General features: G+C 40.3%; 27 protein-coding genes. 9 read left to right on the top strand and 18 right to left on the bottom strand.

Annotated features, from left to right (window positions below):
• The 3 genes from lspA to ribF all read right to left on the bottom strand — a co-directional run bounded on the left by lspA (nt 1) and on the right by ribF (nt 4,424).
• The gene (gene lspA / locus AAC388_RS18105) at nt 1–531 is read right to left on the bottom strand and encodes a signal peptidase II (protein ID WP_005804840.1); all 531 of its coding nucleotides are present in this window, start codon (nt 529–531) and stop codon (nt 1–3) included.
• On the bottom strand, nt 524–3,361 hold the full coding sequence (gene ileS / locus AAC388_RS18100; RefSeq protein WP_086394913.1) for an isoleucine--tRNA ligase: 2,838 nt from the start codon (nt 3,359–3,361) through the stop codon (nt 524–526). Before ileS ends, lspA begins: the two co-directional genes overlap by 8 nt.
• A 61-nt stretch (nt 3,362–3,422) precedes the next feature.
• Nucleotides 3,423–4,424, bottom strand: coding sequence for a bifunctional riboflavin kinase/FAD synthetase (gene ribF, locus AAC388_RS18095; RefSeq protein WP_032012561.1), 1,002 nt, complete (start codon nt 4,422–4,424; stop codon nt 3,423–3,425).
• A 207-nt stretch (nt 4,425–4,631) separates the two neighbouring features.
• Between ribF and AAC388_RS18090 the strand changes: the two genes are divergently transcribed.
• Nucleotides 4,632–5,765 (top strand): TDT family transporter, encoded by a 1,134-nt coding sequence (locus AAC388_RS18090; protein ID WP_069121846.1) that lies wholly within the window; start codon nt 4,632–4,634, stop codon nt 5,763–5,765.
• 80 nt (nt 5,766–5,845) lie between these two features.
• The gene (locus AAC388_RS18085) at nt 5,846–6,412 is read left to right on the top strand and encodes a 5'-nucleosidase (RefSeq protein WP_342371026.1); all 567 of its coding nucleotides are present in this window, start codon (nt 5,846–5,848) and stop codon (nt 6,410–6,412) included.
• 36 nt (nt 6,413–6,448) lie between these two features.
• On the opposite strand, the gene AAC388_RS18080 is transcribed toward AAC388_RS18085, so the two are convergent.
• The 12 genes from AAC388_RS18080 to ubiG form a co-directional block, all read right to left on the bottom strand.
• Nucleotides 6,449–7,069 (bottom strand): TetR/AcrR family transcriptional regulator, encoded by a 621-nt coding sequence (locus tag AAC388_RS18080; protein ID WP_005071782.1) that lies wholly within the window; start codon nt 7,067–7,069, stop codon nt 6,449–6,451.
• A 259-nt stretch (nt 7,070–7,328) separates the two neighbouring features.
• Nucleotides 7,329–8,129, bottom strand: a complete 801-nt coding sequence (locus AAC388_RS18075; protein WP_014208026.1) for an ATP-binding cassette domain-containing protein — start codon at nt 8,127–8,129, stop codon at nt 7,329–7,331.
• A 13-nt stretch (nt 8,130–8,142) separates the two neighbouring features.
• The gene (ssuC, locus tag AAC388_RS18070) at nt 8,143–8,940 is read right to left on the bottom strand and encodes an aliphatic sulfonate ABC transporter permease SsuC (RefSeq protein ID WP_002120785.1); all 798 of its coding nucleotides are present in this window, start codon (nt 8,938–8,940) and stop codon (nt 8,143–8,145) included.
• On the bottom strand, nt 8,937–10,112 hold the full coding sequence (gene ssuD / locus AAC388_RS18065; protein ID WP_005071784.1) for an FMNH2-dependent alkanesulfonate monooxygenase: 1,176 nt from the start codon (nt 10,110–10,112) through the stop codon (nt 8,937–8,939). The genes ssuC and ssuD overlap by 4 nt, the downstream gene beginning before the upstream one ends.
• 26 nt (nt 10,113–10,138) lie before the next feature.
• Nucleotides 10,139–11,122, bottom strand: coding sequence for a sulfonate ABC transporter substrate-binding protein (locus AAC388_RS18060; RefSeq protein WP_068930039.1), 984 nt, complete (start codon nt 11,120–11,122; stop codon nt 10,139–10,141).
• A gap of 72 nt (nt 11,123–11,194) precedes the next feature.
• Nucleotides 11,195–12,163, bottom strand: coding sequence for a sulfonate ABC transporter substrate-binding protein (locus tag AAC388_RS18055; protein WP_032063257.1), 969 nt, complete (start codon nt 12,161–12,163; stop codon nt 11,195–11,197).
• 337 nt (nt 12,164–12,500) lie between these two features.
• Nucleotides 12,501–13,856 (bottom strand): amino-acid N-acetyltransferase, encoded by a 1,356-nt coding sequence (argA, locus tag AAC388_RS18050; RefSeq protein WP_016802669.1) that lies wholly within the window; start codon nt 13,854–13,856, stop codon nt 12,501–12,503.
• Between the two features lie 120 nt (nt 13,857–13,976).
• Entirely contained in the window at nt 13,977–14,306 is a 330-nt protein-coding gene (locus AAC388_RS18045) for an RcnB family protein (RefSeq protein ID WP_032005770.1), read from the bottom strand.
• Nucleotides 14,307–14,546: 240 nt separating this feature from the next.
• The gene (locus tag AAC388_RS18040) at nt 14,547–14,960 is read right to left on the bottom strand and encodes an RcnB family protein (RefSeq protein ID WP_005071792.1); all 414 of its coding nucleotides are present in this window, start codon (nt 14,958–14,960) and stop codon (nt 14,547–14,549) included.
• 216 nt (nt 14,961–15,176) lie between these two features.
• Complete coding sequence (locus tag AAC388_RS18035; protein ID WP_002120710.1) at nt 15,177–15,923, bottom strand: YciK family oxidoreductase; 747 nt, start codon at nt 15,921–15,923, stop codon at nt 15,177–15,179.
• Nucleotides 15,924–15,991: 68 nt separating this feature from the next.
• The gene (locus AAC388_RS18030) at nt 15,992–16,693 is read right to left on the bottom strand and encodes an HAD-IA family hydrolase (protein ID WP_101664292.1); all 702 of its coding nucleotides are present in this window, start codon (nt 16,691–16,693) and stop codon (nt 15,992–15,994) included.
• The gene (gene ubiG, locus AAC388_RS18025; RefSeq protein WP_005804826.1) at nt 16,690–17,403 is read right to left on the bottom strand and encodes a bifunctional 2-polyprenyl-6-hydroxyphenol methylase/3-demethylubiquinol 3-O-methyltransferase UbiG; all 714 of its coding nucleotides are present in this window, start codon (nt 17,401–17,403) and stop codon (nt 16,690–16,692) included. The genes AAC388_RS18030 and ubiG overlap by 4 nt, the downstream gene beginning before the upstream one ends.
• A 180-nt stretch (nt 17,404–17,583) precedes the next feature.
• Between ubiG and AAC388_RS18020 the strand changes: the two genes are divergently transcribed.
• A complete protein-coding gene (locus AAC388_RS18020; RefSeq protein ID WP_005804825.1) occupies nt 17,584–18,201 on the top strand; it encodes a thiol:disulfide interchange protein DsbA/DsbL in 618 nt (205 codons plus the stop codon).
• Nucleotides 18,202–18,293: 92 nt separating this feature from the next.
• On the opposite strand, the gene AAC388_RS18015 is transcribed toward AAC388_RS18020, so the two are convergent.
• Together AAC388_RS18015 and AAC388_RS18010 are read right to left on the bottom strand one after the other, a co-directional pair.
• The gene (locus AAC388_RS18015; protein ID WP_101664290.1) at nt 18,294–18,941 is read right to left on the bottom strand and encodes a TetR/AcrR family transcriptional regulator; all 648 of its coding nucleotides are present in this window, start codon (nt 18,939–18,941) and stop codon (nt 18,294–18,296) included.
• 138 nt (nt 18,942–19,079) lie between these two features.
• Entirely contained in the window at nt 19,080–19,718 is a 639-nt protein-coding gene (locus AAC388_RS18010; protein ID WP_002120796.1) for a TetR family transcriptional regulator, read from the bottom strand.
• A 173-nt stretch (nt 19,719–19,891) separates the two neighbouring features.
• On the opposite strand from AAC388_RS18010, the gene AAC388_RS18005 reads away from it, so the two are divergent.
• The 6 genes from AAC388_RS18005 (at nt 19,892) to AAC388_RS17980 (ending at nt 26,054) form a co-directional block, all read left to right on the top strand.
• Nucleotides 19,892–20,917, top strand: coding sequence for a ferredoxin reductase (locus AAC388_RS18005; protein WP_342371025.1), 1,026 nt, complete (start codon nt 19,892–19,894; stop codon nt 20,915–20,917).
• A 30-nt stretch (nt 20,918–20,947) separates the two neighbouring features.
• Entirely contained in the window at nt 20,948–22,090 is a 1,143-nt protein-coding gene (locus AAC388_RS18000) for an acyl-CoA desaturase (protein ID WP_342371592.1), read from the top strand.
• A 159-nt stretch (nt 22,091–22,249) separates the two neighbouring features.
• Nucleotides 22,250–22,966, top strand: coding sequence for a ribonuclease PH (rph, locus tag AAC388_RS17995; RefSeq protein ID WP_342371024.1), 717 nt, complete (start codon nt 22,250–22,252; stop codon nt 22,964–22,966).
• 133 nt (nt 22,967–23,099) lie between these two features.
• Nucleotides 23,100–23,234, top strand: coding sequence for a hypothetical protein (locus AAC388_RS17990; RefSeq protein ID WP_255787789.1), 135 nt, complete (start codon nt 23,100–23,102; stop codon nt 23,232–23,234).
• A 21-nt stretch (nt 23,235–23,255) separates the two neighbouring features.
• Nucleotides 23,256–25,424, top strand: a complete 2,169-nt coding sequence (locus AAC388_RS17985; RefSeq protein ID WP_342371023.1) for a phospholipase C, phosphocholine-specific — start codon at nt 23,256–23,258, stop codon at nt 25,422–25,424.
• 462 nt (nt 25,425–25,886) lie between these two features.
• A complete protein-coding gene (locus AAC388_RS17980) occupies nt 25,887–26,054 on the top strand; it encodes a hypothetical protein (RefSeq protein ID WP_000938938.1) in 168 nt (55 codons plus the stop codon).
• Here AAC388_RS17980 and nadC read toward each other — a convergent pair.
• Nucleotides 26,051–26,896: a carboxylating nicotinate-nucleotide diphosphorylase gene (nadC, locus tag AAC388_RS17975; RefSeq protein ID WP_078219935.1), complete on the bottom strand. Its 846-nt coding sequence runs from the start codon at nt 26,894–26,896 to the stop codon at nt 26,051–26,053. The genes AAC388_RS17980 and nadC overlap by 4 nt on opposite strands.
• Nucleotides 26,897–26,921 lie beyond the last annotated feature (25 nt).

Below are 26,921 nucleotides of genomic sequence, written 5' to 3'. Positions count from 1 at the left end.
TTATGCATCCGAATTTTGGTTACGTTGCTTCTCAAGGAAGAATGTATCAATGAGTAGCAAAATCGTACCTAGAGTGATAGCACTATCCGCAATATTAAAAGCTGGAAAGTGATGATTTTGGTAGTAAACGTGAATGAAATCGACTACATAACCTAAGGTAATACGGTCAATTAAATTGCCTAAAGCTCCACCTAAAATTAAAGCGATGGCTACAGGTAGCACCACCATTTTTTTAGGCATACGCATTAACCAAAATACAAAAAGTACTGAAACTAAGCCCGCCAAAGATGTGAAGAAATAGCGCTGCCATCCTCCTGCATCAGATAAAAAGCTAAAAGCTGCACCATAGTTATGTAATAGTGTCCAGTTTAAAAATGGAAGTACAGGTACAGGATCTGCATAGTTTAGATGTGTACTCGCAATCCATTTTGTCCATTGATCCAATACAATGGCAAGGACAGAAAGTCCAAGCCAAATCAGATTATGTGGATAAAACTGGAATAAGCCTTTTTTAGCTTGTGAATTAGGCATATTTTCTCACTTCGCCACGACCAGTGACGTTCACAATACAACGACCACATAAACCAGGATGATCGGCATGTGTATTTACATCTGGAAGGACGTGCCAGCAACGTGCACATTTTTCACCTTCAGCTGCAGATATTTGTACACGTAAGCCTTCCATTTCAGTTGCTTCACCTTGCTCAGCAAATGGATGTACTACTACTTGCGAAGTAATAAGAACAAAACGGAGTTCATCAGCCAGTTGGTTTAAAACTGTTTGTAATGATTCACTTGCCCAAAGTTCAACTTTGGCTGAAAGATTACTGCCGACAAGTTTAGCGTTACGCGCTGCTTCAATCTGTTTATTTACTGCAGATTTTACGCTAATCAATGTTTGCCAATCTTCTTCAGAAAGCAAGTTTGCTTTTGATGAAACAGGCAAGTCATACCATTCTGATGTAAATACATACTTTTCAGTTTGTTCTGGAATCAGTGGCCAAGCTTCTTGAGCGGTAAAGCTTAAGATTGGGCTCATCCAACGGATAAATGCTTGGACAATATGATAAAGCGCTGTTTGTGCAGAACGACGTGCCTGAGAATCCGCTTTAGTGGTGTATTGACGGTCTTTGATAATATCTAGGTAGAAACCACCTAAGTCATTAATACAGAAGCTTGTTAACGCACTACATACCACATGGAAGTTCATTTCTTCATAGGCAGTGATAATGGTTTGTTGTACTTCATTCGCGCGTTGCAAGATGTATTGATCAAGAGCGATGAGGTCATCTACAGCTAAAGCATCTGTACTTGGTTTGAAACCATTTAAGTTCGCAAGCAAGAAACGTAGGGTATTACGAATACGACGGTAGCTATCACTTACACGGTTAAAGATTTCTTTCGATGCTGCGATTTCATAACGGTAGTCGCTAGACGCTACATATAGTCGTAAACCATCTGCACCAAGCTGTTTGATGATTTCTTCAAGCGGGATATAGTTGCCTAAAGATTTCGACAATTTACGACCGTTTTCGTCCACTGTAAAACCATGAGTTAACAAGGCTTTATATGGCGCACGATTGTGAATTGCCATAGATGTTAATAAAGAAGATTGGAACCAGCCACGGTGTTGGTCTGAACCCTCTAAATATAAGTCAGCAGGGCTTTCTAATTCATCACGTTGCTCAAGTACAGCGTAATGCGTTGTACCAGAGTCGAACCATACATCGAGTGTATCGCGAACAGCGTTATATTGTTCAGCATCTTCACCGATGAAGTCTTTTGCTTCACGTTTGAACCATGCTTCGATACCTTCTTCTTCGATCAGTTGAGCAACTTCTTCGATGAGTTCAGGTGTACGAGGGTGTAATTCGTTCGTATCTTTATGAACGAAGAATGGAATTGGAACACCCCAAGTACGTTGACGTGAAATACACCAGTCCGGACGACCTTCGATCATTGATTCAATACGGTTTTTACCCCAGTTCGGTACAAACTCGATATCATTTTCAATGGCATTAAGCGCACCTTCACGTAATCCTTTTTGATCCATGCTAATGAACCACTGTGGTGTAGCACGGAAAATAATTGGAGTCTTATGGCGCCAGCAGTGTGGGTAGCTATGTTTAATTGGCTGATGAGCCCATAAACGGCCTACAGCACCTAAAGCTTCAATAATCTTTGGATTAGCTTTATAGATGTGTTCACCAGCGTAGATTGGAGCAGTTGGTAAATAAACACCGTTACCACCCACTGGGTTATCTACTTTAAGGTTGTATTGAAGACCTACTTTATAGTCGTCTGCACCGTGGCCAGGCGCTGTATGTACGGCACCTGTACCGCTTGTTGCGATAACGTGTTCACCTAAAATAACCGGAACTTGACGATCAGTAAGTAAAGGGTGTTGTAGGGTAAGGTTTTCAAGAGCCGAACCAGTAAAATCAGCTAAAACAACTGGGTTCTCAAGCTTGTAACGCTCAATCGCTGAAGCAACTAAGTCTTTAGCAAGAATGAAGTTTTGCTTACCGCGCTCAGTTGTCACTTGCACCAATTGATATTCAATTTCGGCATGCAACGCAACGGCTTGGTTAGCTGGTAATGTCCATGGTGTAGTGGTCCAGATCACGATATCTGTCGGATCTTGAACTTCTACGTTTAAACGGACACTTAAATCTTTGAGATCGACAACGCCAAAACCAACGTCAATTGCGTCAGATTTTTTATCTTCGTATTCAACTTCTGCTTCAGCAAGAGCTGAACCACAGTCCATACACCAGTTCACTGGCTTTAAGCCTGGCTGGATATGGCCATTTTTCTGGATGAGACCTAGAGCACGAACAATATCGGCTTCTTGTTTGTAATTCATGGTGAGATAAGGATTATCCCAATCACCTAAAATACCAAGACGTTTAAAGTCAGTACGTTGTAAATCAATTTGTTTTAGCGCGTATTCACGGCAAAGTTTACGGAAAGTTGCTGCGTCAACTTTTTCGCCCACTTTACCTACTTTCTCTTCAACTTTTAGTTCGATTGGCAAGCCATGACAGTCCCAACCCGGAACATATGGTGCATCAAAACCTGAAAGCGTACGGCTTTTTACAATAACATCTTTGAGTACTTTATTGACTGCGTGACCCAAGTGAATTGTACCGTTCGCATATGGAGGGCCATCATGCAAAATATATTTTTTCTTGCCAATACGCGATGCACGAATCTGCTGATAAATGTTGTCGGTATACCACTCTTCTAACCATTTCACTTCACGTACTGCCAAATTTGCTTTCATTGCAAATTGAGTATCCGGCAGGTTTAGCGTGGCTTTGTAGTCCACTGCATTCTCAGGAGTTTGCTTATCGCTCATGCAAGTTTTCTTCCAGTTTAATCAGCTTGGGAGCTGACATGTTTTACAATCAAAATTCGAATTAAAAAGGAAATTGTGTCGTGTCGTTACGATATTGTCGTAACTGTTGCACGTCATTATCAATTCCAGCCTTAAGTGCTTCAAGCGAAGGGTAGTTCAATTCACCATGAAGATAGTGAAGAAAAGTCACCCGCATAAATAAGCCATACAGATTAGCAGAAACATCAGGGAAATGTACTTCTAATCTCCATTCTGGATGTTCTTGCTGAATGGCGGGACGTGTACCGACATGACCTGCGCCATAGAGGCTATTTTCATGATATCCGGCAATTCCCGGTTTTTCAGGTGTTTCTTGGCGCACTTTTTCAGTGAGAGAAGTCGTTTCGCAAATGACTTCAACGCCATAAATACCGTTTAAACAAGGTTTGTGGCGATTGAGACGAACATTAATGGTTGGAAAATCAAGAGTTCGTCCAATTTGATCGCCATATTGGACACGTCCAGTAATACTGTACGGACGGCCTAATAATTTAGCTGCTAAAGCGAGATTACCCACTTGAAGTACTTGGCGAATACGGGTTGAACTGACGCGTTCACCTTCAAGTTCAATGGTGTGTAAATTTGTGACTTGGAAGCCATAATCTTTTAAAAATTCACTGTTGCCTTGGCGGTCTTTACCGAAATGAAAGTCATCCCCCAAAACTAATGACTGGGCATTTAATTTATTTTTTAATAAATCTGCGAAGGCAGATGCGCTCATGCTACGGAAATGTTCATCAAATTTAGCAACTGCAATATAGTCAACGCCAAGCTCAGCTAGGTATTCAACTTTTTCCCGTAATGAATTAATACGAGGAGGTGCATCATAACCTTTAAAGAATTCAAGAGGTTGTGGCTCAAAAATCATGACCAAAGTTTTTAAGCCTTGTGCTGCAGCAATTTTTTTGAGTTGAGCAATCATCGCTTGGTGGCCTAAATGGACACCATCAAAATTACCAATAGTCACCGCTGTTTGAGGTAACTGAAAATTGGGCGATAACGCATTGAGACGAAGCAGTTTCATGAACTTAAAATATGGCTATTTTTGCAAGGGCTATATATTGCCATAATCTCACAGATTCGTCTTGTTGTTGTGTTTTTACTCAGTTATTTTTCAATATGAATATTTATATATTTAAAATATTGATGAATTAAATAAAAATAAATCAATTTTTCTTATTAATGGTTTGCTCTACTATATCTTTATCCACTCTTTGATTAGAGAACTAAGATGAAAAAACCCTTTTACCAATTAAATCAAAGCAAAGATGTTATACGACATTTTACCCCAAATTGGTTTACAGCGACTATGGGTACTGGCGTGGTAAGTATGATTTTAATTCAGCTTCCATTTGCTCAATCATTTTTATTCACGCTAGCAACTTTGTTATGGCAATTTAATATTATTTTATTCAGCGTTTTTTCAGGTCTTTATTTATTGCGGTGGTTTCTTTTCCCTCATGAAGCGAAGCAAATATTTAACCATCCCAATATGAGCTTGTTTTTAGGCGCTATTCCGATGGGGCTCGCTACAATACTAAATGGCTTTTTAAGCTTCGGTGTCGGGCTTTACGGTGAAGTGGCTATCCATATTGCTCAAGCTTTATGGTACATCGATGTCTTTTTAGCATTGGCCATTGCGTGGATCGTGCCATTTTGTATGTTTAGTCGTCAGAACCATCAGCTACATACGATGACTGCAATCTGGCTTTTACCTGTGGTTGCTTGTGAAGTAGCGGCAAGTTCTTCGGGCATGTTGGTTGCACATTTACCAGCAGATATGCATAGCTTTCATTTATTAATGGCTGGCTATGTACTCTGGGGAATCTCTGTTTTACCAGCATTTGCTATTCTGACAATTTTAATGTTGCGTATGGCTTTGCATCAGTTACCTGAAAAAGAAGTCGCCATTTCTAGCTGGCTCTCTTTAGGCCCGATTGGTACAGGTGCATTAGGTTTATTGTTACTAGGGCAGCAGGCACAAAGAGTGGCGCCAAACGTAGGATTTCACCAATTTGCGAATGTCTTTCAAGCTTTAGGAGTTGTAGGTAGTCTCGTGCTTTTAGGTTTTGGGTTATGGTGGCTTGGTCTTGCGATTTTAACAACGCTCCGTCACGCAAAGACAGGTATTCCATTTAACTTGGGCTGGTGGGGCTTAACCTTTCCATTAGGTGTATTTATTCTCGCACTATTTAATTTAGGACATCAGGTTGAAATTGTATTCTTACAATACGTTGCTGTCGCATTGAGTATTCTGTTATTGACGATGTGGGGCGTTGTAATGAAGAAAACGCTAGCAGGAGCATATAGTGGTCAACTGTTTTTTTCTCCATGCTTAATCGCTTTACAACAAAAAGTGCAGTAATGATGAAAAGGTGCAAAAAGCTTTTGCACCTGATTTATACTTATTTTCTAACTTATTTAATTTTGATTTGAGCTTCTTGAATGAACACTGATATTGCTTTGATTATGGCACTTCCTAATGAATCTAAGGGTTTATTTGAACAAGCAGGTGTTGAAGTTCATTACAGTGGTATTGGTAAGATTAATGCTGCCTTTAAAGCATTTGAGGTTATTCAAAAAACTGGCTGTAAAACTTTAATTAATCTAGGTACAGCTGGAAGCTCTGTGTTTAATCGACATGATTTGGTCGAGGTGAAGACTTTTGTACAACGTGATATGGATGTTTCACCCCTAGGGTTTGAAGTAGGTGTAACGCCATTAGATGATCACTTGCCAGCTGAAATTCATCTTCAATCACATTTTGCTGATTTGCCAAAAGCAGTTTGCGGAACTGGAGATTCATTTGAAACGGGTCAGCCAAAAGTAGCTTGTGATGTGGTGGATATGGAAGGGTATGCCTTAGCCAAAGTCTGCCATAAGTTAGGTGTACGCCTGATTTCGGTGAAATATATTACTGATGGTGCAGATGACACTGCACATGTGGATTGGGAAGAAAATTTATTATTAGGTGCTCAAAAACTTTTAGCGCTTTATCAAAATCACTTCTAAAAAAAGATCGGCAAATTTGCCGATCTTTTTTTGGTTTTAACGAGGCAATACGCCGTAGAGCATCATATGTACCGTATGCTCAATCGAACGCTGGAACATACTGCGGTTACGAAGCGTTTTACCAGTCACCATTTCCATTTGAGTTGCAAAATCTGCATAGTTTTGCGTAAGGCCCCAAATATTTAAGATTAATAATTCTGGGTCGATATCTGGGGAAATCTTTCCTTCTTCTTGCCAAGTCTGAATGACTTTAGCTTTGCGTTTAAATAGCTTTTTCAAAGGCCCTTTCAGTATAGGCAAAATATGTGGAGCGCCTTGAATAATTTCTAGTGCAAACAATCTAGATGCTTTCGGTTGGCTACGAGACAGTTCGATTTTTTGAATTAAATAGTGAGATAAGGCTTCGGCTGGTTCTAATTCAGCTTCTAAAGTTTGTAAGGGGGCCAACCATTTTTGTAAAACGGTTGTGAGCACTTCTACATATAAAGACTCTTTATTTTCATAGTAATAGAAAATATTCGACTTATGCATGTCGGCGAGTTGGGCAATTTCATCCAGACTTGCTCCACTGAACCCATAGACTGAAAATACGTCAAGGGCCGCAGCAAGAAGCTGATTGCGCTTTTGGGTACTCTTTTTTTGTTCCATCTGCTGCATAATTAAAAAAATAGTATTCCCATTGTAAGGGAAATTGTTTGATTTGTGCACAGGTGTCTTGCTTTTTTAATCAAAAAACGGCTACTTATTTGTGTAATAGATATACTATTGTGCAAAAAATAGAGAGATTCACTAGTTTATTGTTATTCTTAAAAATATTTTTTTATTTTCGCCCTAAAAAAGAGCAATAAAACAGCAGTTTTATTGCTCGTAAATTGGGCATTTTTTGGTTGAACAGTTCTCATTACTCATCGCAACCTTAAGTTGCCAAAACCGCATCGAGTACTTGTTGTTCAAGCTGAGCAAAAGTAATACTTTTTTTACGCGGGCGCGGCAAATTAACTTGGAAACTTTGAGCAATCTGACCCTTATCTAATAAAATAATACGGTCAGCTAATTGCACTGCTTCACTCACATCGTGTGTGACTAAAATTGCAGTAAAGCCTTGCTCCTTCCACAAGCGTTCAATCAAGCTTTGCATCTCAAGCCGAGTTAACGCATCTAATGCACCCAAAGGTTCGTCTAGCAACAATATGCGCGGCGTATGTGATAGTGCACGGGCTAGGGCAGTACGCTGACGTTGACCACCTGAAAGCTGGGAAGGCCATTGTCCTGATTTCTCTTTTAAACCGACTTTTTCTAGTAATTCTTCTGCTAAAGCATGTTGCGATTTTGGTAGCCCAAGTTGAACATTTTGAAGAATATTTCTCCAAGGAAGTAAACGAGGATCTTGGAACATTACTCGAATATCATCGTTCGTAATGCCTTCACGTAAATGTCGGGCAGATTTAAATTTGATTTCCCCAAAGCTGGCTTTTTCAAGTTGAGCAATTAAACGGAGTAACGTACTTTTGCCACAACCACTTCGGCCAACAATTGCTAAAAACTCACCCGGCTGGATGTGTAGGTCAAGATCTTCGAGGACCTTTACCTCGCCATAGAATTTATAAAGTTGCTCAATCAGAATCTCTGCACCTAATACAGGTTCTTGAGATTCTGTTGGTTCTTCCGGAATGAGCTGCACTTCATTCTGATTAATATTTAAATTCAGATTTGTCATGTTCTAAGCTCCCTTATTTCTGATATCCAGAGTGCCAACGTAGTAAATAGCGTTCCAAAAGCTGTGCTAAAACATCTGCCAGTTTGCCTAGTAAGGCGTACAGAAGAATACCGACCAGAACTACATCCGTTTGTAAAAACTCACGTGCATTCATGGTCATATAACCAATACCTGCTTGAGCTGAAATAGTTTCAGCAACAATGAGCAATACCCAAACCAAACCTAAAGCAAAGCGTAAACCCACTAAAATAGAAGGCATCGCACCCGGCAAAATAATTTCTTTGTAAAGCTGCCAGCGAGAAAGCCCATAGCTTTTGCCCATCTCAATCAATTGAGGGTCAACTGATCGAATACCGTGATAGGTATTAATATAAATGGGGAAGAAAACACCTACGGCGACTAAAAATAATTTTGCTGTTTCATCAATCCCGAACCACAAGATGACGAGTGGGATAAGTGCTAAGGCTGGGATGTTACGAATCATTTGTAAGGTCGTATCGAGCAGGGTAGAGGCGAAACGCGAAGACCCGTTGAGTAGACCTAATAACAAACCTAAACCGCCACCAATCAACAACCCCAGTAAAGCACGCCCTGCACTCACTTTAACGTGCTGCCAAAGTTCTCCACTCACCAGTAGATGCCAAAAAGCGGAAACAACAGCAGTAGGTGCAGGTAAAATACGGCTTTCTAAAAGACCCGAACTTGAGGCAATTTGCCAAACAACCAATAGAAGAATAGGGAAAATCCAAGGCAGCAAACGCTGCCCGATTTGTTTTGTTCCACGTGAAACAACACTTTCAGCTTTGCTCATGCAGGCTCCTTGACGGAACTATTTTGCTTCTTCTCGTCTGGAACATAATTGTTGGCAATAATTTCACCGAATGGACCGGTTAAATTTGGCTGAGCAAGTTTAGCGCGAGTTTCAATTGGTAATAACGGGAATACTAACTCTGCAAAACGAATTGATTCTTCAAGGTGTGGATAGCCCGAGAAAATGAAGGTATCAATACCTAAATCAGCATATTCCTGAATACGAGCAGCAACTGTTTCAGGATCGCCTACAAGTGCTGTACCTGCACCACCACGAACTAAACCAATACCAGCCCAAAGGTTTGGAGATACTTCTAGTTTGTCTCGATTACCGCCGTGGAGAGCCGCCATACGTTGTTGGCCTACCGAGTCCATTTGTGCAAATTTTTTCTGTGCAGCAGCAATAGTCGCATCATCAAGATATTGGATAAGCTCGTTCGCTGCTGCCCAAGCTTGTTCGTTGGTTTCACGAACAATCACATGCAAGCGAATACCATAAGTTAATTTACGGCCTTTAGCCTCAGCTTTGGCACGAACATGTTCGATCTTTTGTTTTACGGCTTCAGGTGGTTCACCCCACGTAAGGTAAGTATCGACTTGCTCAGCAGCCAAATCGACAGCGACGTCTGAAGAGCCACCGAACCAAAGTGGTGGGTAAGGCTTTTGAACAGGTGGGTAAAGTAGTTTTGCATCATCCACTTGTAAACGTTCACCGTGGAATGTAAAAGCTTCACCTGTATGTGAGCGTGTCAAAATCTCACGCCAGATTTTTACGTATTCATTGGCAGTTTGATAACGCGTTGAGTGATCTTCATATAAACCATCTCCGCGTAATTCAGCCTCATCACCACCAGTCACTAAGTTGAGTAATACACGACCATTCGACAAACGGTCAAACGTTGCAGCCATACGTGCTGCCAAAGCTGGTGTGGTTACCCCTGGTCGTAATGCAACTAAAAATTTAAGGTGTTGAGTTGCATCAATTAGGCTAGCCGCCGTAATCCAAGGATCTTCACATGAACGACCTGTTGGAATAAGTACACCTTCGTAACCTAAATTATCTACTGCCACAGCAATTTGCTTCATATAGGCATGGTCAACCTGACGAGCGCCTTTACTTGTACCTAAATAGCGACTATCACCGTGGGTAGGAATAAACCAGAAAATTTTCATGTGCATTACCTATATGTCTATTGAAATTACTTGGCGCCCCAAACAGCTTGCTTGATGCTGATTGGCTTTGGAATGATGCCTTGTTGAGTAAAAATGTCTGCGAGTTGCTGCTGCTCAGCAATCACTTTGCTGCTGAGAGGAGCTGCTGATGAAGGACGAGGACGGCGTTTAATAAATAAGTCACTGGTCGCAGGCTTCAGTCCTGTGCTTTGGCCAATGGCTGTTGCCGTTTCTGCTTGATGGCTTTGAACCCATTTGTCAGCTTGATTGATTTGTTTGATGAGCCCTGAAACAGATTTAGGATGTTGTTTAACAAAATTTGGAGCTGCTAAATAAAATGTATAGTTCGGGCTTAAGCCTTTACCCGATGCAAGAACACGAGCTTGATCTTCTAGTTGTGCTGAAGCGAAGTAAGGGTCCCAAATGGCCCATGCATCAACGGCACCTTTTTGGAATGCTGCGCGAGCATCGGCAGGGGTAAGCCAGATGGGGGTAATATCGCTCCAGTTTAGGCCTGCTTTACGTACGGCTTGTACAAGTAGGTAATGTGAACTTGAACCTTTTTGCAGCGCAATACGTTTGCCTTTAAGGTCTTTAAGTTGTTTGAGTTGCGAGTTTTTTGGAACTAAAATTGCCGATGCTAGTGGTTTAGCCGCTTCATAGGCAATGTAATACAAAGGCTTGCCAGCCGCTTGTGCGTAGACAGGAGGTGTATCTCCAGTAACGCCTACATCAAGTGAACCGACAGCTAAAGCTTCTAAAATTTGTGGACCAGCAGGGAACTCGTTCCAAGTAACTTTGGCATTTGGAAATTCTTGTTCAAATAATTTTTGTTGTTTGGCAATCGCAAAGTTAATCGAACTTTTTTGAAAACCAATACGAAGTTCTTTCACAGTTGGGTCAATTGCCCAAGCTGGCGCTGCGATTGTTAAGCCTAATACAGTGACTACACTGAGGCGCTTAATTAATTGTGTCCACTGATTCTTATTAAATAATGATTGATGTTGCATATTGATATCCTTGTTCCCCTTGAGGTCAGGCACAGCATTTATATGATTATTTAAGCCGTGCCCAAGCTGGGTTTATTTCAGTTTTAAAATGGCATCTTGAATGGTGAGTTTGTTTGGAATGAGCTTTTGTGCATAAAAAGCATCAGCCACATATTGTTGTTCTTGTGCCACCTTGTCAGAGATTGGCTGAACTCCAAAACCCATACGTGAAATTGAAGTTTTAAGTACATCAAACTCAAGTGCGGTAGGTTTTTCGAGTAACTTGGCAGCTTCATCCTGATGTGAACTTACCCACTCAGTGGTCTGGTTAAGTGTCTGTACAACAGTGTTGAGTACTTTCGGATTATTTTCTGCAAATTTACGGTCAGCTAAATAAAACTGATGATTACTCACCAAGTTTTCGCCTGTTGCTAAAACTCGGGCCTGAATTTGATGTTCAGCCGCTGCAAAGAACGGGTCCCAAATCACCCATGCATCGACAGCACCTTTTTCAAAGGCAGCACGTGCGTCTGATGGCGGCAAATAAACTGGTTGAATATCACTTAAGCTTAAGTTGTTGGCTTCTAAAACTTTTAACAATAGGTAATGAACATTCGAGCCTTTATTAAGAGCAACACGTTTGCCTTTTAAATCTTTAATAGATTGGATTGGAGAGTCTTTTTGTACCAATAGTGCTTCAGCTTTTGGCGCAGCAGGTTGGTTTGCGACATAGACTAAATTTGGATTGGCAGCCTGAGCAAAGATCGGTGGTGCTTCACCTGCTTCACCGAGTGAAACACTTCCTACGTTTAAGCCTTCAAGCAATTGAGGGCCAGCAGGGAACTCAACCCATTTCACTTGCACGCCTTGTTCTTTTAATGCTTTTTCTAAGTCACCACGAGCCTTTAAAATAGGAAGAATCCCATATTTTTGATAGCCGATATTTAAGGTTGTGGTGGCTTGTTCCTCTTTTTTGGCACAACCACTTAACATCATCACTCCTGCAAGGCTGGCCGCGATGACTGAATATTTTGCCCATGAAGTGGTGTTGAAAAGTGCCATGAGATTTCGTACTCCCCGAAAGAGAAAAAGAAAAAAAAATAATTGGATGAGCAGATACCCTAAATGGATTTTTATTTCAGAAAAAATAAGTATTCGGTCTTTATTTATGCAAAAAAAAGCTAAACACAATAGGCTATAAACTTATGCGAAAAAATGATTTATCTAATAGAAATATATTTAATGAATTGTTATTAAGTTAATGTAAATAAAATAAAAAATATTAAAACCTTAAAAAATTTAGATTTAAAAAAAGTACAACCATAAATTAATCGTGTTTACGGTTGTACTTTTTGAACTAAGCTTATCTGAAATAAGAATATCTTAAAATTAGCAAAGGCTAAGGAAGCAGTTTCTTAAAGACTAAAGAATTTCTTTGATAGTTATAGAGTGCCTGACGAGCATTTGGTAAGTCATCAACACTCACCTGATGAAAACCGTGTTCTAAGAACCAGTGAGCGGTTCGAGTCGTTAAAACAAATAATTGACGAATACCTTGTTCTTTTGCCTTTTCTTCAAGGAATTGCAAAATCTGGCTGCCACGGTTCGATTTACGATAACTTGGGTGTACTGCGACGCAGGCGATTTCTGCTGAACGTGTTTCATTAAATTCGGTTGGAATTGGATAAAGTGCAGCACACGCTAGAATCGTACCATCGCGCTCAATAACAGCGAACTGGCTAATCTCTTGCTCTAAACGTTCACGCGAACGATAAACTAAGATACCTTCTTCTTCTAATGGACGTAATAAATTCATTAAACCGCCCACATCTTGAATGTTGGCCATGCGAACTTCTTCATAATGCGCATCGGTAATCATGGTACCGATACCATCTCGAGTAAATAACTCTTCGAGAAGGGCGCCATCATAGGCATAAGAAATAAGATGAACGCGGTGTACGCCTGATAAAGATGCTTTTTTTGCCTGTTGCAAATGCAAGGTGAGTGTTGGGCTAATGGTTTGGTATTGTTGAATATAGTAGTCCAGTTGATGTGGGCTTAATTCACGTAATATTTGCTCATCTTCATTCAGCAATCCTTGTTGCTCACCTAGAAAAATGAGTTTATCTGCTTTTAAATAAGTTGCAGTTTTGGTCGCAACTTCTTCTGCTCGCAAGTTAAACACCTCACCTGTAGTGGAGTAACCTGTTGGCCCTAGCAGTACAATATTATGATTATCGAGGTGTCGATCAATCGCATCTGTATCGATAGAACGAACTTCACCTGTAAGCTGGAAATCCATGCCATCACGAATACCATAAGGTTTAGCAGTCACAAAATTACCTGATACCACATCTATGCGAGCGCCGTACATTGGCGAGTTTGCTAAGCCCATAGAAAGCAATGCTTCGATTTCTAGGCGGATAGAACCTACAGCACTCATGACACAGCTTAAAGATTCACGTGTGGTAATACGGCTGTTGTCATAAAAAGGAGTTTCGATTCCTTTTTCTTTAAGATTTTGATTAATTTGCGGACGTGCGCCGTACACGAGAATTAAGCGAATACCAAGAGAGTGCAATAAAGCAATGTCGTGAATGATATGTTCAAAATTAGGATGACGGACTGCTTCACCACCAAACATCAACACAAATGTTTTATCGCGGTGAGCATTAATGTAGGGCGCTGAGTGTCGAAACCAGTGTACATAATGCTGGGTGTTATTATGCGACTTACTTACAGGTTTACTTGACATACCGATCTCGAATCAACAGCAAAAAGATATAAAGATGATTCTAAACAAAAAAGATTAAAGCCGCATGTTTTAGATAAAAAAACACCCAAATTGAAATTTGGGTGCTTAAAAAGTTTTAAATTAGTAAACCACTCTAATGATTTTATGACTTTGTTCATTCACCAGTACATAATTTCCATTCACTTTATACCATTTTTGGTAACGACCTGGTTTAGTCAATTTTTGATGTTGACGATAGTCAATCACGTAACGTGAATGTCGATACTCATGCGGTACAATCTGGCCTACTCGCCACGCATTGTGATGATCATCTTTTTTAATCACTTTAACTGTTTTTACTTCATGGTTTTGGTAATTGCCATGATGATTATGATCGTTTGGTGCTGCCATGGCTGTTGTTGCAACTAAACCACTAAGAGAAAGAACAATCGCTGTTGTTAATTTTTTCATTGTAAACCTCGAATGATGAGCTGAATTTCAATAATTAAAGATTAGTGAACAATTGCAGATAAATCGTGGAGGCCAAGAAGAATAAATGTGAAAACTCTCTATGAAATAAGAAGAAATTAAGAAAATTCATCATTTAAGAATATAAAAAATCTTTTTATTTTTAAGTTAGATAAGCAATAAAAAAGGATAAAACCGAGAGGTTTTATCCTTTTTATTCAGCGATAGCGAGGGTCTATCGCCTTAAAAACCACGAATACTCACAATGCTATTAGAATCTGTGTCGACTAAAATATAGTCATTGTTGATTTTGTACCATTGTTGATTACGGCCTGGTTTCGGCAGGTTACTGTCTTTATAGTCGACTTTATAGCCATTACCACGATAGTGCTGTGGCATAACATAGCCAGGCTGCCAGCGATGTTGTTTTAAGCGTTCAAAGCCACGTTCTTCGCGCATACGGCGTTCGTCACGGATACGATCATCATCATGATCACGTCCAAATCCTGGTCCACGATCATTCCACTCACCACGTGGACCTCCACCTTTAGGACCTTTTGGGCCATGGCCTCGGTCAAAAGGAGGATCAGCAAAGCTCGCCATACTTGTGGTTAGTACGGTTATGCATAGGGCTAAGATGGTGAACAACTTTTTCATGATGCATCCTCGTTTACATCTGATGTCTCTCATGTTGAATACTCTACGCGCAAAATGCAGAGAAACTGTGAAGATCATTTAATGGTTCAATTAAAATTACGGATAGATCAAGGGTTTTTATCAATAATAAAAAAGGCTTGTATATCTTTTCAGGTATAGGCAAGCCAGATCTGATGATTGGCCGTAATTTAATTTAGCTTTTTCATCTTTAACTTTTTAATCCTGCGCATCAATACTTTGACCATTGAGTGCCAAGCTGTCTTCACCCATTAAATAGAGGTAAGCAGGCAAGATAGACTCTGGTGTAGGTAGTGTTTTCGGATCTTCTTGTGGGTAGGCTTTAGCACGCATTGCAGTACGTGTTGCACCTGGATTAATGCAGTTAAAGCGGATATTTGGATAAGTATTCTCCGCTGCAAAAATTTTACTTACTGCTTCAATTGCAATTTTTGAGACAGAATATGCGCCCCACAAAGCACGTGCTTCACGGCCTACACCTGAACTGGTAAATACAACAGAGGCGTTTTCTGACTTTTGCAAAAGTGGTAATAAGGCTTGAGTGAGGGCAAACGGAGCACGTAGGTTAACTGCCATCACGTCATCCCATACTTCTGTAGGGTAATGTGCTAGCTCTACACGTTCACCTAAAATACCCGCATTATGCAAAATACCGTCTAGACGTCCAAACTGCTTTTCGAGCGTATCGACTAAAAAATCATAATCACGGTCAGAGGCACTTGAAAGTTGTAGCGGTAAAATCGCGGGTTGTGGTGCACCGAGACTCTCAATTTCATCATAAATAACTTCAAGTTTATTTAAGGTTCTACCATGTAGGACAACGGTTGCACCATGTAGGGCATAACTTAGAGCCGCAGCTCGCCCAATTCCATCACCAGCACCGGTAATTAAAATAATTCGATCTTTGAGTAGATCCGGACGAGGTTGGTATTCTGAATATTTCATTGGTAAACCTCCTTCTTTTTATATTGATAAAACGAATAGCCGTTAAAAAAGTCTATAAAACTCTGATGTTAACTTATCATACGCTGATTTTCCTGTAGAGCAGGAAGCTTTTGACGTAACATATCGTGTAATTCTGTCACTGTATTTACAATCGAATCGGCCTGCCATGATGCTAAATCATCACGGTGTTCGATAGGTAAATAGCCATAAGCTGCCAAGATGGTATACATATCGGCATTGCGACCAGCATCAATATCACGTGGGTGGTCGCCCACATAAATAATTTCATCTGCTGGGATGTTTAACTGTTTAGCAGCCAAATACATTGGTTCAGGGTCTGGTTTGGTTTTACTGACATCTTCAGGACATACCAAAACCGCACAGCGTTCTGTCAGATTTAACTTTTCTAAAAGAGATTCACTTAAACCACGTGGTTTATTGGTCACAATACCCCACGGGATTTGCGCAGCTTCTAACTCTTCTAGAAGTGGATACATGCCTTCAAACAGATCTGTATCAACCACAATATTATTGCCGTACAGATCTAAAAAGTTTTGACGATGTGCCAAGAATATTGGGTTGGCCACATCTAGCTCTGGATAGACCAATTTCACCATCGCACGTGCACCTTCAGACACCTGAGTGCGAATAAGATCGGCTTCTACAACAGGGCGTCTTGCATCACGGCACATTTGCTGAATAATACGAATGAAATCCGCAGCTGTATCGATAAGCGTACCGTCTAAATCAAATAAAACAGCTTTCATCATGCACCTGTATTAATCGTATGAACCATATAGTTAACGTCAACATTTGGCGCTAACCAGTAATGCTTGGTCAGTGGGTTGTAATGTAGTCCAGTCATTTCTTTTAACGTAAGACCTGCATTACGAATATCATGTGCCATTTCAGATGGTCGAATAAATTTATGATAATCATGCGTACCTTTTGGCAACATGCGTAGGACGTACTCTGCACCGATAATGGCAAATAAATAAGATTTTGGGTTACGGTTAATGGTCGAGAAGAACACATGGCCGCCCGGTTTAACCAGAGCCTGACAAGCTTTTACAATAGATGCCGGATCTGGAACGTGTTCCATCATTTCCATACAAGTCACCACGTCATATTGACCAGCCTGTTCTTGTGCTAATTCCTCTACGGGAATTTGACGATATTCAATATTTTGAACATTTTCTTGCTGAGCATGTAAACGGCCGACAGCTAGAGGTGCTTCACCCATATCGATACCTAATACATCTGCGCCACGACGTGCCATGCTTTCGGCCAAGATACCGCCACCACAGCCGACATCAAGTACTTTTTTACCAGCGAGACCGCCTGCACGTTCATCAATCCAGTTTAGACGTAGTGGATTAATTTGATGAAGTGGGCGAAATTCAGAATGTTGATCCCACCATTTGGCAGCAAGTGCTTCAAACTTTGCGATTTCTTGTAAATCAACATTCAATTGCGACATGGTGCTACCTCTAAACTTGAGTTATCTTTTTGGATGTAGTTCGCCGTTAGTGTAGCGATTATTGGGAAAAAAGCGATAAACCCAATAAAAAACTTCACAGAAGCAAAACGAATTTAGCATATTTGTTTTATATTTAGGGCATAAGCTAATGTATAACAACTTAGAGGAAAAGCTGTAGCAATGAAAAAATTGGTTTTGGGTGGTTTGAGTGCAGCAATTATGGCCGTATCGGGTGGTGCAATGGCAGCAGATTTTGTTGCTGGTAAAGACTACACCGTGATTGCCAATCCAGGCAAAGTGGAAGTTCCGGGGAAAATCGAGGTTCGAGAGTTCTTTTGGTATGGATGTCCACACTGTTTTAAACTTGAACCGCATATGCAAACGTGGTTAAAACAGATTCCTAAAGATGTACGTTTTGTACGTACACCTGCTGCAATGAATAAAATGTGGGAACAAGGGGCGCGTACATATTATACATCTGAGGCATTAGGTGTACGTAAACGCACGCATTTACCACTATTCCATGCGATTCAAGTGAACGGTCAACAAATTTTTGATCAGGCTTCTGCTGCGAAATTCTTTACTCGTTATGGCGTACCTGAGCAGAAATTTAATAGTACTTACAACTCATTTGCTGTGACTGCGAAAGTTGCCGAGTCAAATAAACTTGCTCAACAGTACCAATTAACAGGCGTACCTGCAGTTGTCGTGAATGGTAAATATGTTGTGCAGGGTGAAGATGGTAAAGTCACTCAAGTTCTTAATTATTTAATTGAGAAAGAACGTAAAGCAAAATAAGTTGTTTAGGCTTTACTTCAAAAAAAAAATGGGCTTCATGTGAAGCCCATTTTTATATTTAATTTATCGTTAATTATCACGAAATAATTCAATTAATTTTTCTGATTTTCATCTTCAATCTGAAAATTTAAAACATCAAAATTAGCTGTTTGAGTCGGCAGTGATAATGCCTGATTAATATATAAATTAATTAATTTTTGGCGAGAACCAATCGAACGCTGATAATAAGTAGAATTTAAAAGCAGTGATGCACCATAAGTCAGTGACCAGATATAAGACAAATAATCACGAATCGACATATCATAATTCAATGATTTTAAATAATTTTCGGTAATATCTTTAATTGCCAAAATACGCTGTTGGCGAATTTCATAAAGCTCTTCAAAAAGATGCTTCAACTTAGACTCTGTCATCGTCAGATTTTCTTCAAGTTGATGCAATAGAATCGTTTTCCCTGGTGCAAGTAAATGGTGAAGCATGTAATGAGGAGCATATTCTTTGAAATCTGTATTATATTTTTTAGAAATTTCTAAAATTTGCTTTTCATTTTGAATAATGAGCTCAAGTAGAAGCTCATTTTTACTTCTAAAATGCTTATAAAGTGTGCCTTTAGCAATATCTAGCTCGGCCACTAACTCATCTAGAGTAATTTCCTGATTGTTTTCTAATAACAATTTTTCTGCCACGCTCAGAATTTTTTCTTTACGCATCAAAAACTGTGTATGACGATCAAGATTCATAGGTATTCCCACACCAGTTTGGCCTAACTAATAGTTTACTTCCTGTAAAAAAGAAAAAGACTTTTCTCGAAATTTTTAGCCTTTTTCTTTCTCTCTTTACGTATTACCACATAACCTGTTTTTTGTCATTTGCCGCTTCTATCGTTCCCAGTTTGCAATCCCTCTAAAGAGTAAGCGAACTTGTGTAGAAGCATTTTCAATAAAGGCAGTTTGTTGCAGCTTGAGCTGTTCACCTTGATATTGTTTCGATAGGTTGAGCCACGTCATTGCCCATGTAAATGACATATTAGTCAAAATGGTAGATAAGACATTTAGGTCTTGAGGATTTTGAATATGTTTAAAATTTTCGAGTTTAGTAAGATCAGTTGTGAGATCTTCAATCAGAAATTCAATTTCTCTGGCAATTGCTGCACGAACCGTTTCTGAACCTCCCCAACGTTCAGCAATCATAAATTGCCATTGCTTAGGGCTATGATTCACCGCCTGCACAAATAGCTCAATACTGGTTTGGGTTTTAGCAGATTTATGTTGTAAATAACTTTGTCCAAGTTGATGTAAAACGCTTTTTAAATGTAGGGCAACTTGATCGACCAATTCCTTGCCGAGCTCATCCATGTCCTGAAAATGGCGGTAGAACGCTGTCGGTACTAAACCTACTTCACGTGCAACTTCACGCAAACTGATACTACTGAACGAACGCCCAGACGTGCTTAGATGCAAGGCTGCATCGAGAAGTGCCTGACGACTTTGCTGTTTTCGTTCATCCCGTATCGACATTAAAAGAACCTATTTAAACCGTGAGCCAAAGTCTAACAAAAAAGAGCAAACTTTCATAAAAAAAATAGTGAACAAGTGTTGACTGAGTGAACAGTTATAAATATAGTGTACATATGTTCACTATACGAACATGTGTTCACTCAAATAAATAGCCAGAAACAAAAGAGGAACGTATGAACGCAACACTTAGCTATCAGCCACATTGGGTTCGAGAAGATTTCGTTGATTTTGTCTTGCAGAAAATTAACGTGACTTGGGCGTGGAAAAGGGTACTTGCAGAAGTTACTGCAGTTCAGCCACTTCATACCGATATGGTGCTCATTAGACTTAAACCGAATCGTAATTTTAATTTCGATCAGGTCCGCGCAGGTCAAAGTATTCTGCTGACTTTGCTCATCGATGGCGTTTACCAACAGCGTAGTTATTCAATTATTGAAGTGACTACTCAGGGTGAAATCGCTTTAGGTATTAAAGTACAAGGTTTGGTGTCTCGTGCAGCTCAACTATTACATGTGGGTGAGTGTGTTGAGATTTCACAACCACAAGGTGATTTTATTTTGCACCAAGGTCAGCATCCTGCGATTTTGATTGCGTCAGGAAGCGGTATAACTGCAATTTATTCACTCTTGCAGCAAGCTTTAAAACAGCAACTTGAACAAATTCATGTCATTTATTTTAATCGTGCGGAAATTTTTCATACTGAATTAAAAGCTTTGGCAGAACAGCACCCGCAGCTTCAATATCACTTTTTTAATACCACCGAGCAAAAGCAGCATTTAACTGAAAGCCTACTACAAAAGCTTGTTCCTGACTTTGAGCAGACAGCAACTTATGTTTGTGGTCATCATGGCATGATGCAGCAAGCCAATGAAATTTATGCACAAAAAGGTGCTCAGTCGCAGCTTCATCAAGAGTATTTTCAGCCACTTCAAGTGACTGGTACACATGTAGCACAGCCTGTTATTTTCCGCCGTGCTCAACACGAGTTTTTAGCTGAAACAAATTTACTGAGCAGTGCAGAGCAAGCTGGTTTACGCCCACAACATGGTTGCCGTATGGGTGTCTGCAATAAATGCAGCTGTACCAAAGTAAGTGGAGTTACTCAAAACCTGTTAACCGGTGAAATTGAAGACCAACCTAACCGTCCAATTAAACTATGCGTGAGCCAGGCATTAAGCCCAGTCACGATTGATCTATAAAAAGAATTAAAGAGGATTAACCTTATGAATATGGCATTAGAGTTTTCTACCGTTTCTAAATCTGCTCATTTAACTCCAGAACAGACTGAAGAGTTTGGTCGCCGTGTTGAGCAGATTCGCCAAGACGTGATGCAAAGCCTTGGTGAACAAGACGCGAAATATATCTACAAAGTGCGTAATTTTGTTCGCTACACCGAAATCGCTTCACGTGGTATGTTGATGTTTGGTGGTTGGATTCCGCCAGTCTGGCTACTAGGCACAGGCTTATTAGGTATTTCTAAAATTGTAGAAAATATGGAACTTGGTCATAACGTCATGCACGGTCAGTTTGACTGGTTAAATGAACCAAGCCTGAACGGTAATACTTACGATTGGGATACCATTGCCTCTGGTGATGACTGGCGTGAAACACATAACTATGTGCACCACACCTATACCAATATTGTCGGTAAAGACCATGATGTCGGTTATGGTCTTTTGCGAGTAAGTGATCAACAGAAGTGGGAACCTCGCCACCTGTTTAATATTCCACTTGGTCTACAGTTAATGTTTTTCTTTGAGTGGTATGTAGGCGTGCAAAACTTACATCTTGAAGATGCATTAGTTTATAAAACCAAGAGCTGGAAACAGGTGTGGAAAGACTCGGCTAAAGTCCGTAAAAAAGCCACACGCCAAGTCTTAAAAGACTATGTGTTTTTCCCTGTCATCTCTGGTCCTATGTTTTTACCGGTTTTTGCAGGAAATGTAGTTGCGAATATTATTCGTAACTTGTGGTCATCTGCGGTGATTTTTAATGGTCACTTTACTGAAGATGCAGAAACGTTTGAGCCTGATAATACAGACACTGAAACTAAGGCAGAGTGGTACTTACGCCAGATTCGTGGTTCAAGTAATTTTAGTGGTACAGAATGGCTGCATTTTATGAGTGGTAACTTAAGCCATCAGATTGAGCATCATTTATTTCCAGATATGCCAGCTAATCGTTATAAAGAAGTAGCCCCGAAAATTAAGGCACTTTGCGCTGAATATGGTATTAACTATAACGAAGCGAACTTTATGCGTCAGTTCTGGAGTGTATGGGTACGTTTAGCGAAATGTTCACTGCCAAACCATACCACTGGAAAAGTGATGCAGACATTGGAAAAGTTAAAGGCAAAATTTAAACTTGCATAATCTCAGTTAATCCAAAATAGCTCCTTTTTAGGGGCTATTTTTATTTTTGAGTTATGAAACTTGCAGACTTACATTTGAAAGTAGGGAATAAACTCAACCTGTCAAAATCCTTTGCTATACTATGCCCAAGTTTGTATTTAAGAGAAGTTAGGAAGGATTATGCGTATTGACCAACGTGCATTAGACCAATTACGTGAAGTGAAAATTACACGAAACTACACCCGTTATGCTGAAGGTTCTGTGCTGGTCGAATTTGGTCACACCAAAGTCCTTTGTACTGCAAGCATTGATAACTCAGTGCCACGCTTTTTAAAAGGCCAAGGCCAAGGCTGGGTAACGGCAGAATATGGCATGCTACCGCGTTCAACACATTCACGTTGTGACCGTGAAGCGGCTCGTGGTAAACAAACTGGTCGTACTCAAGAAATCCAACGTTTGATTGGCCGTAGCTTACGTGCGATGGTTGATTTGAAAAAGCTTGGTGAAAACACGATTACCATCGACTGTGACGTGATTCAGGCTGATGGTGGTACGCGTACTGCTTCAATCACTGGTGCTGCTGTAGCATTAGTTGATGCGATGAATGTTTTATTGTCTCAAAAGAAAATTAAGCATGATCCGCTTAAAGGGTTAGTTGCTGCGATTTCTGTCGGTATGTATCAAGACGAAGTGTTGCTTGATCTTTGCTATGAAGAAGACTCGAACTGTCAAACTGACTTAAATGTAGTAATGACACAAGCTGGCGAGTTTATCGAAATTCAAGGTACTGCCGAAGACAAACCGTTTACCCGCGCTCAAAGCAATGCCATGTTAGAAACGGCTGAAAAAGGGATTGCCGAGCTCATTAAAAAGCAACAAGAAGCTTTAGGCTGGTAATTTTACGCTTTGTGAAAAACGCATCTTCGGATGCGTTTTTTTATGCCTTCATCAAACCGACATAAAAACATCACTTGCCTGTCACTTTAACACTTTATTAGTAGTTCGCATTTAAACCGTTTGGAAAAAACCAATGCGAAAACTTTCACTTTTATTAATTACTTCTTTAGCACTCATGCTCAGTGCTTGTAACGATGATAATGACTCAGATAATTCATCGCCAACAACACCGCCCACCAGTAATTGCAAAATGCACTGTGCACCATAATAAGAACTCAGGATAGAACTAATGAACCGTCGCGAATTTCTTTTAAACTCTACAAAAACCATGTTTGGGACAGCTGCTTTAGCGAGTTTCCCGCTGAGTATTCAAAAAGCTTTAGCTATTGATGCCAAAGTTGAAAGTGGAACTATTCAAGATGTTAAACACATCGTGATTTTGACTCAGGAAAACCGTTCTTTCGATAATTATTTCGGAACATTGAAAGGTGTGCGTGGTTTTGGTGATCGTTTTACCATTCCTATGACAGAAGGTCGAAAGGTTTGGGAACAATATGATGCGAATAAAAAGAAAGTATTGCCATACCATTTAGATAGCCGTTTAGGAAATGCTCAGCGTGTTTCAGGTACACCTCACTCATGGTCTGATGGCCAAGCAGCTTGGGACAATGGTCGTATGAGTGATTGGGTCGCTTATAAAAAACCACAGTCGATGGGCTACTATAAAAAACAAGAAGTCGAATATCAGTTTGCTTTAGCAAATGCTTTTACCATTTGTGATGCTTACCACTGTGCTATGCATGCTGGAACCAACCCAAACCGTAAGTTTATTTGGACTGGAACGAATGGTCCTACAGGTGCAGGTGTTGCGAGTGTTGTAAATGAATTTGATGGGATTGGGGCATCAACAGAAGGTTATGAGTGGGCAACGTATCCTGAGCGCTTACAGCAAGCTGGCGTAACATGGAAAGTCTATCAAAATATGCCAGATAACTTTACCGATAACCCGTTAGCTGGTTTCAAGCAATATCGCCGTGCAAATGAGCAATCTGGTCAACCTGTCAGTAACGACACACTAACGTGTCCAGCATACGATGAAAAGATTGATGCGACCCAACCACTTTACAAAGGTATTGCCAATACCATGCCGGACGGTGGTTTTTTAGGAACTTTTAAAGCTGATATCGCCCAAGGTAAATTACCGCAGGTGAGTTGGTTGGTCGCTCCTGCAACTTACAGTGAACATCCGGGGCCATCTAGTCCTGTACAAGGTGCTTGGTATATTCAGGAAGTATTAAATGCATTAACTGAAAACCCTGAGCTGTGGAGCCAAACCGTTTTATTGGTGAACTTCGATGAAAATGACGGTTTCTTTGACCATGTTCCTTCACCAAGTGCACCGTCTAAAGATGTAAACGGTGTTGTATATGGAAAAACGACTTTAAACGATCAGCAAGTGTCTTATGAGTACTTTAACCATCCAGCAGTAGTGACTTCAAAATCTCAACCTAAGCCAGATGGTCGAGTGTATGGACCAGGCGTACGCGTTCCCATGTATGTGATTTCGCCGTGGAGCCGTGGAGGATGGGTAAATTCTCAAGTCTTTGACCATACCTCTATTTTACAGTTCTTGGAAAAACGCTTTGGTGTGCAAGAACCTAACATTAGCCCTTACCGCCGTGCTGTATGTGGTGATTTAACGACGGCATTTAATTTTAAAACACCGAATGTTCTGCCTGTTGCTGAACTAGATGGGAAGAAAACCAAAGCCGAAGCCGATGCGATTCGTGTTGCTCAAGCTTTATTGCCACAAGTTCCTGTTCCGAGCCAGCAGCAATTTCCTCAGCAGGAAATGGGAATTAGGCCATCACGTGCTTTGCCATATATTTTGCACACCAGTGCCAAAGTCGATACCACTCAAAAAACGATTAAGCTGATGTTCTCTAATACAGGTAAACAGGCAGCCGTTTTCCATGTCTATAACCGATTTGATCTTACGGCAATTCCACGTCGTTATATGGTTGAGGCAGGTAAACAGCTCGATGATGTATGGAATGCTACAAATGGGCAGTACGATTTGTGGGTACTCGGACCAAATGGTTTCCACCGTGCGTTTAAAGGTAATTTGAGTCAAGCTAACCAGACTCAAGCATTACCGGAAATTAGAGTATGTGTGGAAGAGTGTGATGCGAATTTGTATTTAAAAGTGCGTCATGATGGTAATAAGTCAGTCAAGCTAAACGTCAAAGCAAATGCTTATCTTCCAAATAAGACATGGACGATTGAAACCAATAGTTCTGAAAAAGAACTGGTTTGGGATATGTCTGAATTTGGTGGTTGGTATGACTTCACTCTGACTTTAGCTGATGATACTACTTTCAGTCGTCGTTTCGCAGGACGTATAGAAACTCAAGAAGATTCAATTTCTGATCCATATATGGGTTATTTAGAGTCTTAAGCTGGTAAGTTTTTCCCTTAATGAGGGTATTGGAATTTATTCCTCATTTGCTGGTGCTAAAAGTCATCTGCAACCTGTCTATAATCTATAAGGATCTTATTTTTGCAACAAAATAGGATAGAGGATAAAAATGGGCAGGTTTTGCAGATGACAATGCCTTTGGTCTTACGTGGCTTTAGCCGCCACTCAGGGCAAAACCAAAGTAATAGAATGAGCTGTTGGCAAAAAAATTATAAGCGGTAAGACTCTGCCGCGTAGGCCGAATAGAGAAACGAGATATCCACATCACGATAGTAAATAAAGGGAATAGGGTGTTTATATAAAATACTATGTGGGAAGATGCTGTCGTATAGATGAATAATAAAAATAAAGGCTTACCTTTTGTAACAGAATCTCCTAAGCCTGGTCATATTTATCTTTTACTTTGGAACCCTAAATTTTTAAAAGTGATGGGGAAAATTTATGCTACAAGGTTTTATTGTATTATTAGCAGTAGTGACATTTGTTTTAATGGCTGCTGACCCACGTGATGGTGGGGCACAAGCGACTCAGTCAGCGTGGCAAAAAACACAAGCTGCAGACATGACCAAGTCGCAAAAAAATACCAATAATGACGCAGATTTTATCTAAGCATTAAAACGCATAGATAAATCAACAGCTCTAACGTCTTTAGTTAGGACGCCCATAGAAATATAGTCAACGCCAGTGGTGGCAACTTCACGCAAGTTTTCAATAGTGATATTGCCAGATGCTTCGAGTTTACAGCGGCCCGCCACATGTTTTACGGCATCAATCATTTGCTGTTGACTGAAGTTATCGAGCATGACAATGTCAGCACCAGCTTCAAGCGCTTGATTTAGTTCATCCCAAGTTTCAACTTCGACTTCAACAGGTTTGCCCGATGCAATTTGATGTGCTTTGGTGATTGCTTGAGCAATACCACCCGCTGCCATAATATGGTTTTCTTTAATTAAGAACGCATCAAATAAGCCAAGACGATGGTTTTGTCCGCCCCCGATAGCAACCGCATATTTTTGTGCAATACGTAAGCCTGGTAGAGTTTTACGTGTATCGAGAAGTTTTGTATTTAAACCTTCAAGATGTTGAACATATTCAGCAGTTTTTGTTGCAACAGCAGACAAAGTTTGAATAAAGTTTAAAGCAGGGCGCTCTACAGTCAGTAAGCTACGTGCAGAACCAGCAAGCTTTAAAAAGGCTTCGTTTGCAGCAACACGTTCACCTTCTTGTTTTAGCCAAGTCACTTGAACAGTATTGTCATAAGCTGAGATGAGCGCATTAACCCACGGTTGTCCAGCTAAGACCATATCTTCTCGGCTAATAATGGTTGCCGTGGCTTGCTCATCTTCAGGTGTGAGCATAGCGGTAATGTCACCGTCCCCAATATCTTCTTGTAATGCTTGTTGAATATTGATTTGAATTGATTGTTCAAGCAAAGACTGAGGTATGCTCATACGGTTTCCATTTTGTCGATGACCC

The sequence above is a fragment of the Acinetobacter sp. D009 genome (assembly GCF_038562025.1).
Lineage (GTDB): Bacteria > Pseudomonadota > Gammaproteobacteria > Pseudomonadales > Moraxellaceae > Acinetobacter > Acinetobacter pittii.
Note: the sequence above shows the minus strand (reverse complement) of the source record. Positions and strands in the feature narration are given on the sequence as shown.

Bases quoted from the DNA above. Each gene is read 5' to 3' on its own strand.
- AAC388_RS18045 (WP_032005770.1), bottom strand. From the start codon at position 14,306: ATGAAAAAATTAACAACAGCGATTGTTCTTTCTCTTAGTGGTTTAGTT.
- AAC388_RS18030 (WP_101664292.1), bottom strand. From the start codon at position 16,693: ATGATGAAAGCTGTTTTATTTGATTTAGACGGTACGCTTATCGATACA.
- AAC388_RS18015 (WP_101664290.1), bottom strand. From the start codon at position 18,941: ATGAATCTTGATCGTCATACACAGTTTTTGATGCGTAAAGAAAAAATT.
- AAC388_RS18035 (WP_002120710.1), bottom strand. From the start codon at position 15,923: ATGAAATATTCAGAATACCAACCTCGTCCGGATCTACTCAAAGATCGA.
- AAC388_RS18080 (WP_005071782.1), bottom strand. From the start codon at position 7,069: ATGCAGCAGATGGAACAAAAAAAGAGTACCCAAAAGCGCAATCAGCTT.
- AAC388_RS18000 (WP_342371592.1), top strand. From the start codon at position 20,948: ATGGCATTAGAGTTTTCTACCGTTTCTAAATCTGCTCATTTAACTCCA.
- ssuD (WP_005071784.1), bottom strand. From the start codon at position 10,112: ATGAAAATTTTCTGGTTTATTCCTACCCACGGTGATAGTCGCTATTTA.
- AAC388_RS17985 (WP_342371023.1), top strand. From the start codon at position 23,256: ATGAACCGTCGCGAATTTCTTTTAAACTCTACAAAAACCATGTTTGGG.
- AAC388_RS18010 (WP_002120796.1), bottom strand. From the start codon at position 19,718: ATGTCGATACGGGATGAACGAAAACAGCAAAGTCGTCAGGCACTTCTC.
- AAC388_RS18040 (WP_005071792.1), bottom strand. From the start codon at position 14,960: ATGAAAAAGTTGTTCACCATCTTAGCCCTATGCATAACCGTACTAACC.
- ribF (WP_032012561.1), bottom strand. From the start codon at position 4,424: ATGAAACTGCTTCGTCTCAATGCGTTATCGCCCAATTTTCAGTTACCT.
- AAC388_RS18020 (WP_005804825.1), top strand. From the start codon at position 17,584: ATGAAAAAATTGGTTTTGGGTGGTTTGAGTGCAGCAATTATGGCCGTA.
- AAC388_RS18060 (WP_068930039.1), bottom strand. From the start codon at position 11,122: ATGCAACATCAATCATTATTTAATAAGAATCAGTGGACACAATTAATT.
- rph (WP_342371024.1), top strand. From the start codon at position 22,250: ATGCGTATTGACCAACGTGCATTAGACCAATTACGTGAAGTGAAAATT.
- AAC388_RS18055 (WP_032063257.1), bottom strand. From the start codon at position 12,163: ATGGCACTTTTCAACACCACTTCATGGGCAAAATATTCAGTCATCGCG.
- argA (WP_016802669.1), bottom strand. From the start codon at position 13,856: ATGTCAAGTAAACCTGTAAGTAAGTCGCATAATAACACCCAGCATTAT.
- ssuC (WP_002120785.1), bottom strand. From the start codon at position 8,940: ATGAGCAAAGCTGAAAGTGTTGTTTCACGTGGAACAAAACAAATCGGG.
- AAC388_RS17980 (WP_000938938.1), top strand. From the start codon at position 25,887: ATGCTACAAGGTTTTATTGTATTATTAGCAGTAGTGACATTTGTTTTA.
- AAC388_RS17990 (WP_255787789.1), top strand. From the start codon at position 23,100: ATGCGAAAACTTTCACTTTTATTAATTACTTCTTTAGCACTCATGCTC.
- nadC (WP_078219935.1), bottom strand. From the start codon at position 26,896: ATGAGCATACCTCAGTCTTTGCTTGAACAATCAATTCAAATCAATATT.
- AAC388_RS18005 (WP_342371025.1), top strand. From the start codon at position 19,892: ATGAACGCAACACTTAGCTATCAGCCACATTGGGTTCGAGAAGATTTC.
- ileS (WP_086394913.1), bottom strand. From the start codon at position 3,361: ATGAGCGATAAGCAAACTCCTGAGAATGCAGTGGACTACAAAGCCACG.
- AAC388_RS18085 (WP_342371026.1), top strand. From the start codon at position 5,846: ATGAACACTGATATTGCTTTGATTATGGCACTTCCTAATGAATCTAAG.
- AAC388_RS18075 (WP_014208026.1), bottom strand. From the start codon at position 8,129: ATGACAAATCTGAATTTAAATATTAATCAGAATGAAGTGCAGCTCATT.
- lspA (WP_005804840.1), bottom strand. From the start codon at position 531: ATGCCTAATTCACAAGCTAAAAAAGGCTTATTCCAGTTTTATCCACAT.
- AAC388_RS18090 (WP_069121846.1), top strand. From the start codon at position 4,632: ATGAAAAAACCCTTTTACCAATTAAATCAAAGCAAAGATGTTATACGA.
- ubiG (WP_005804826.1), bottom strand. From the start codon at position 17,403: ATGTCGCAATTGAATGTTGATTTACAAGAAATCGCAAAGTTTGAAGCA.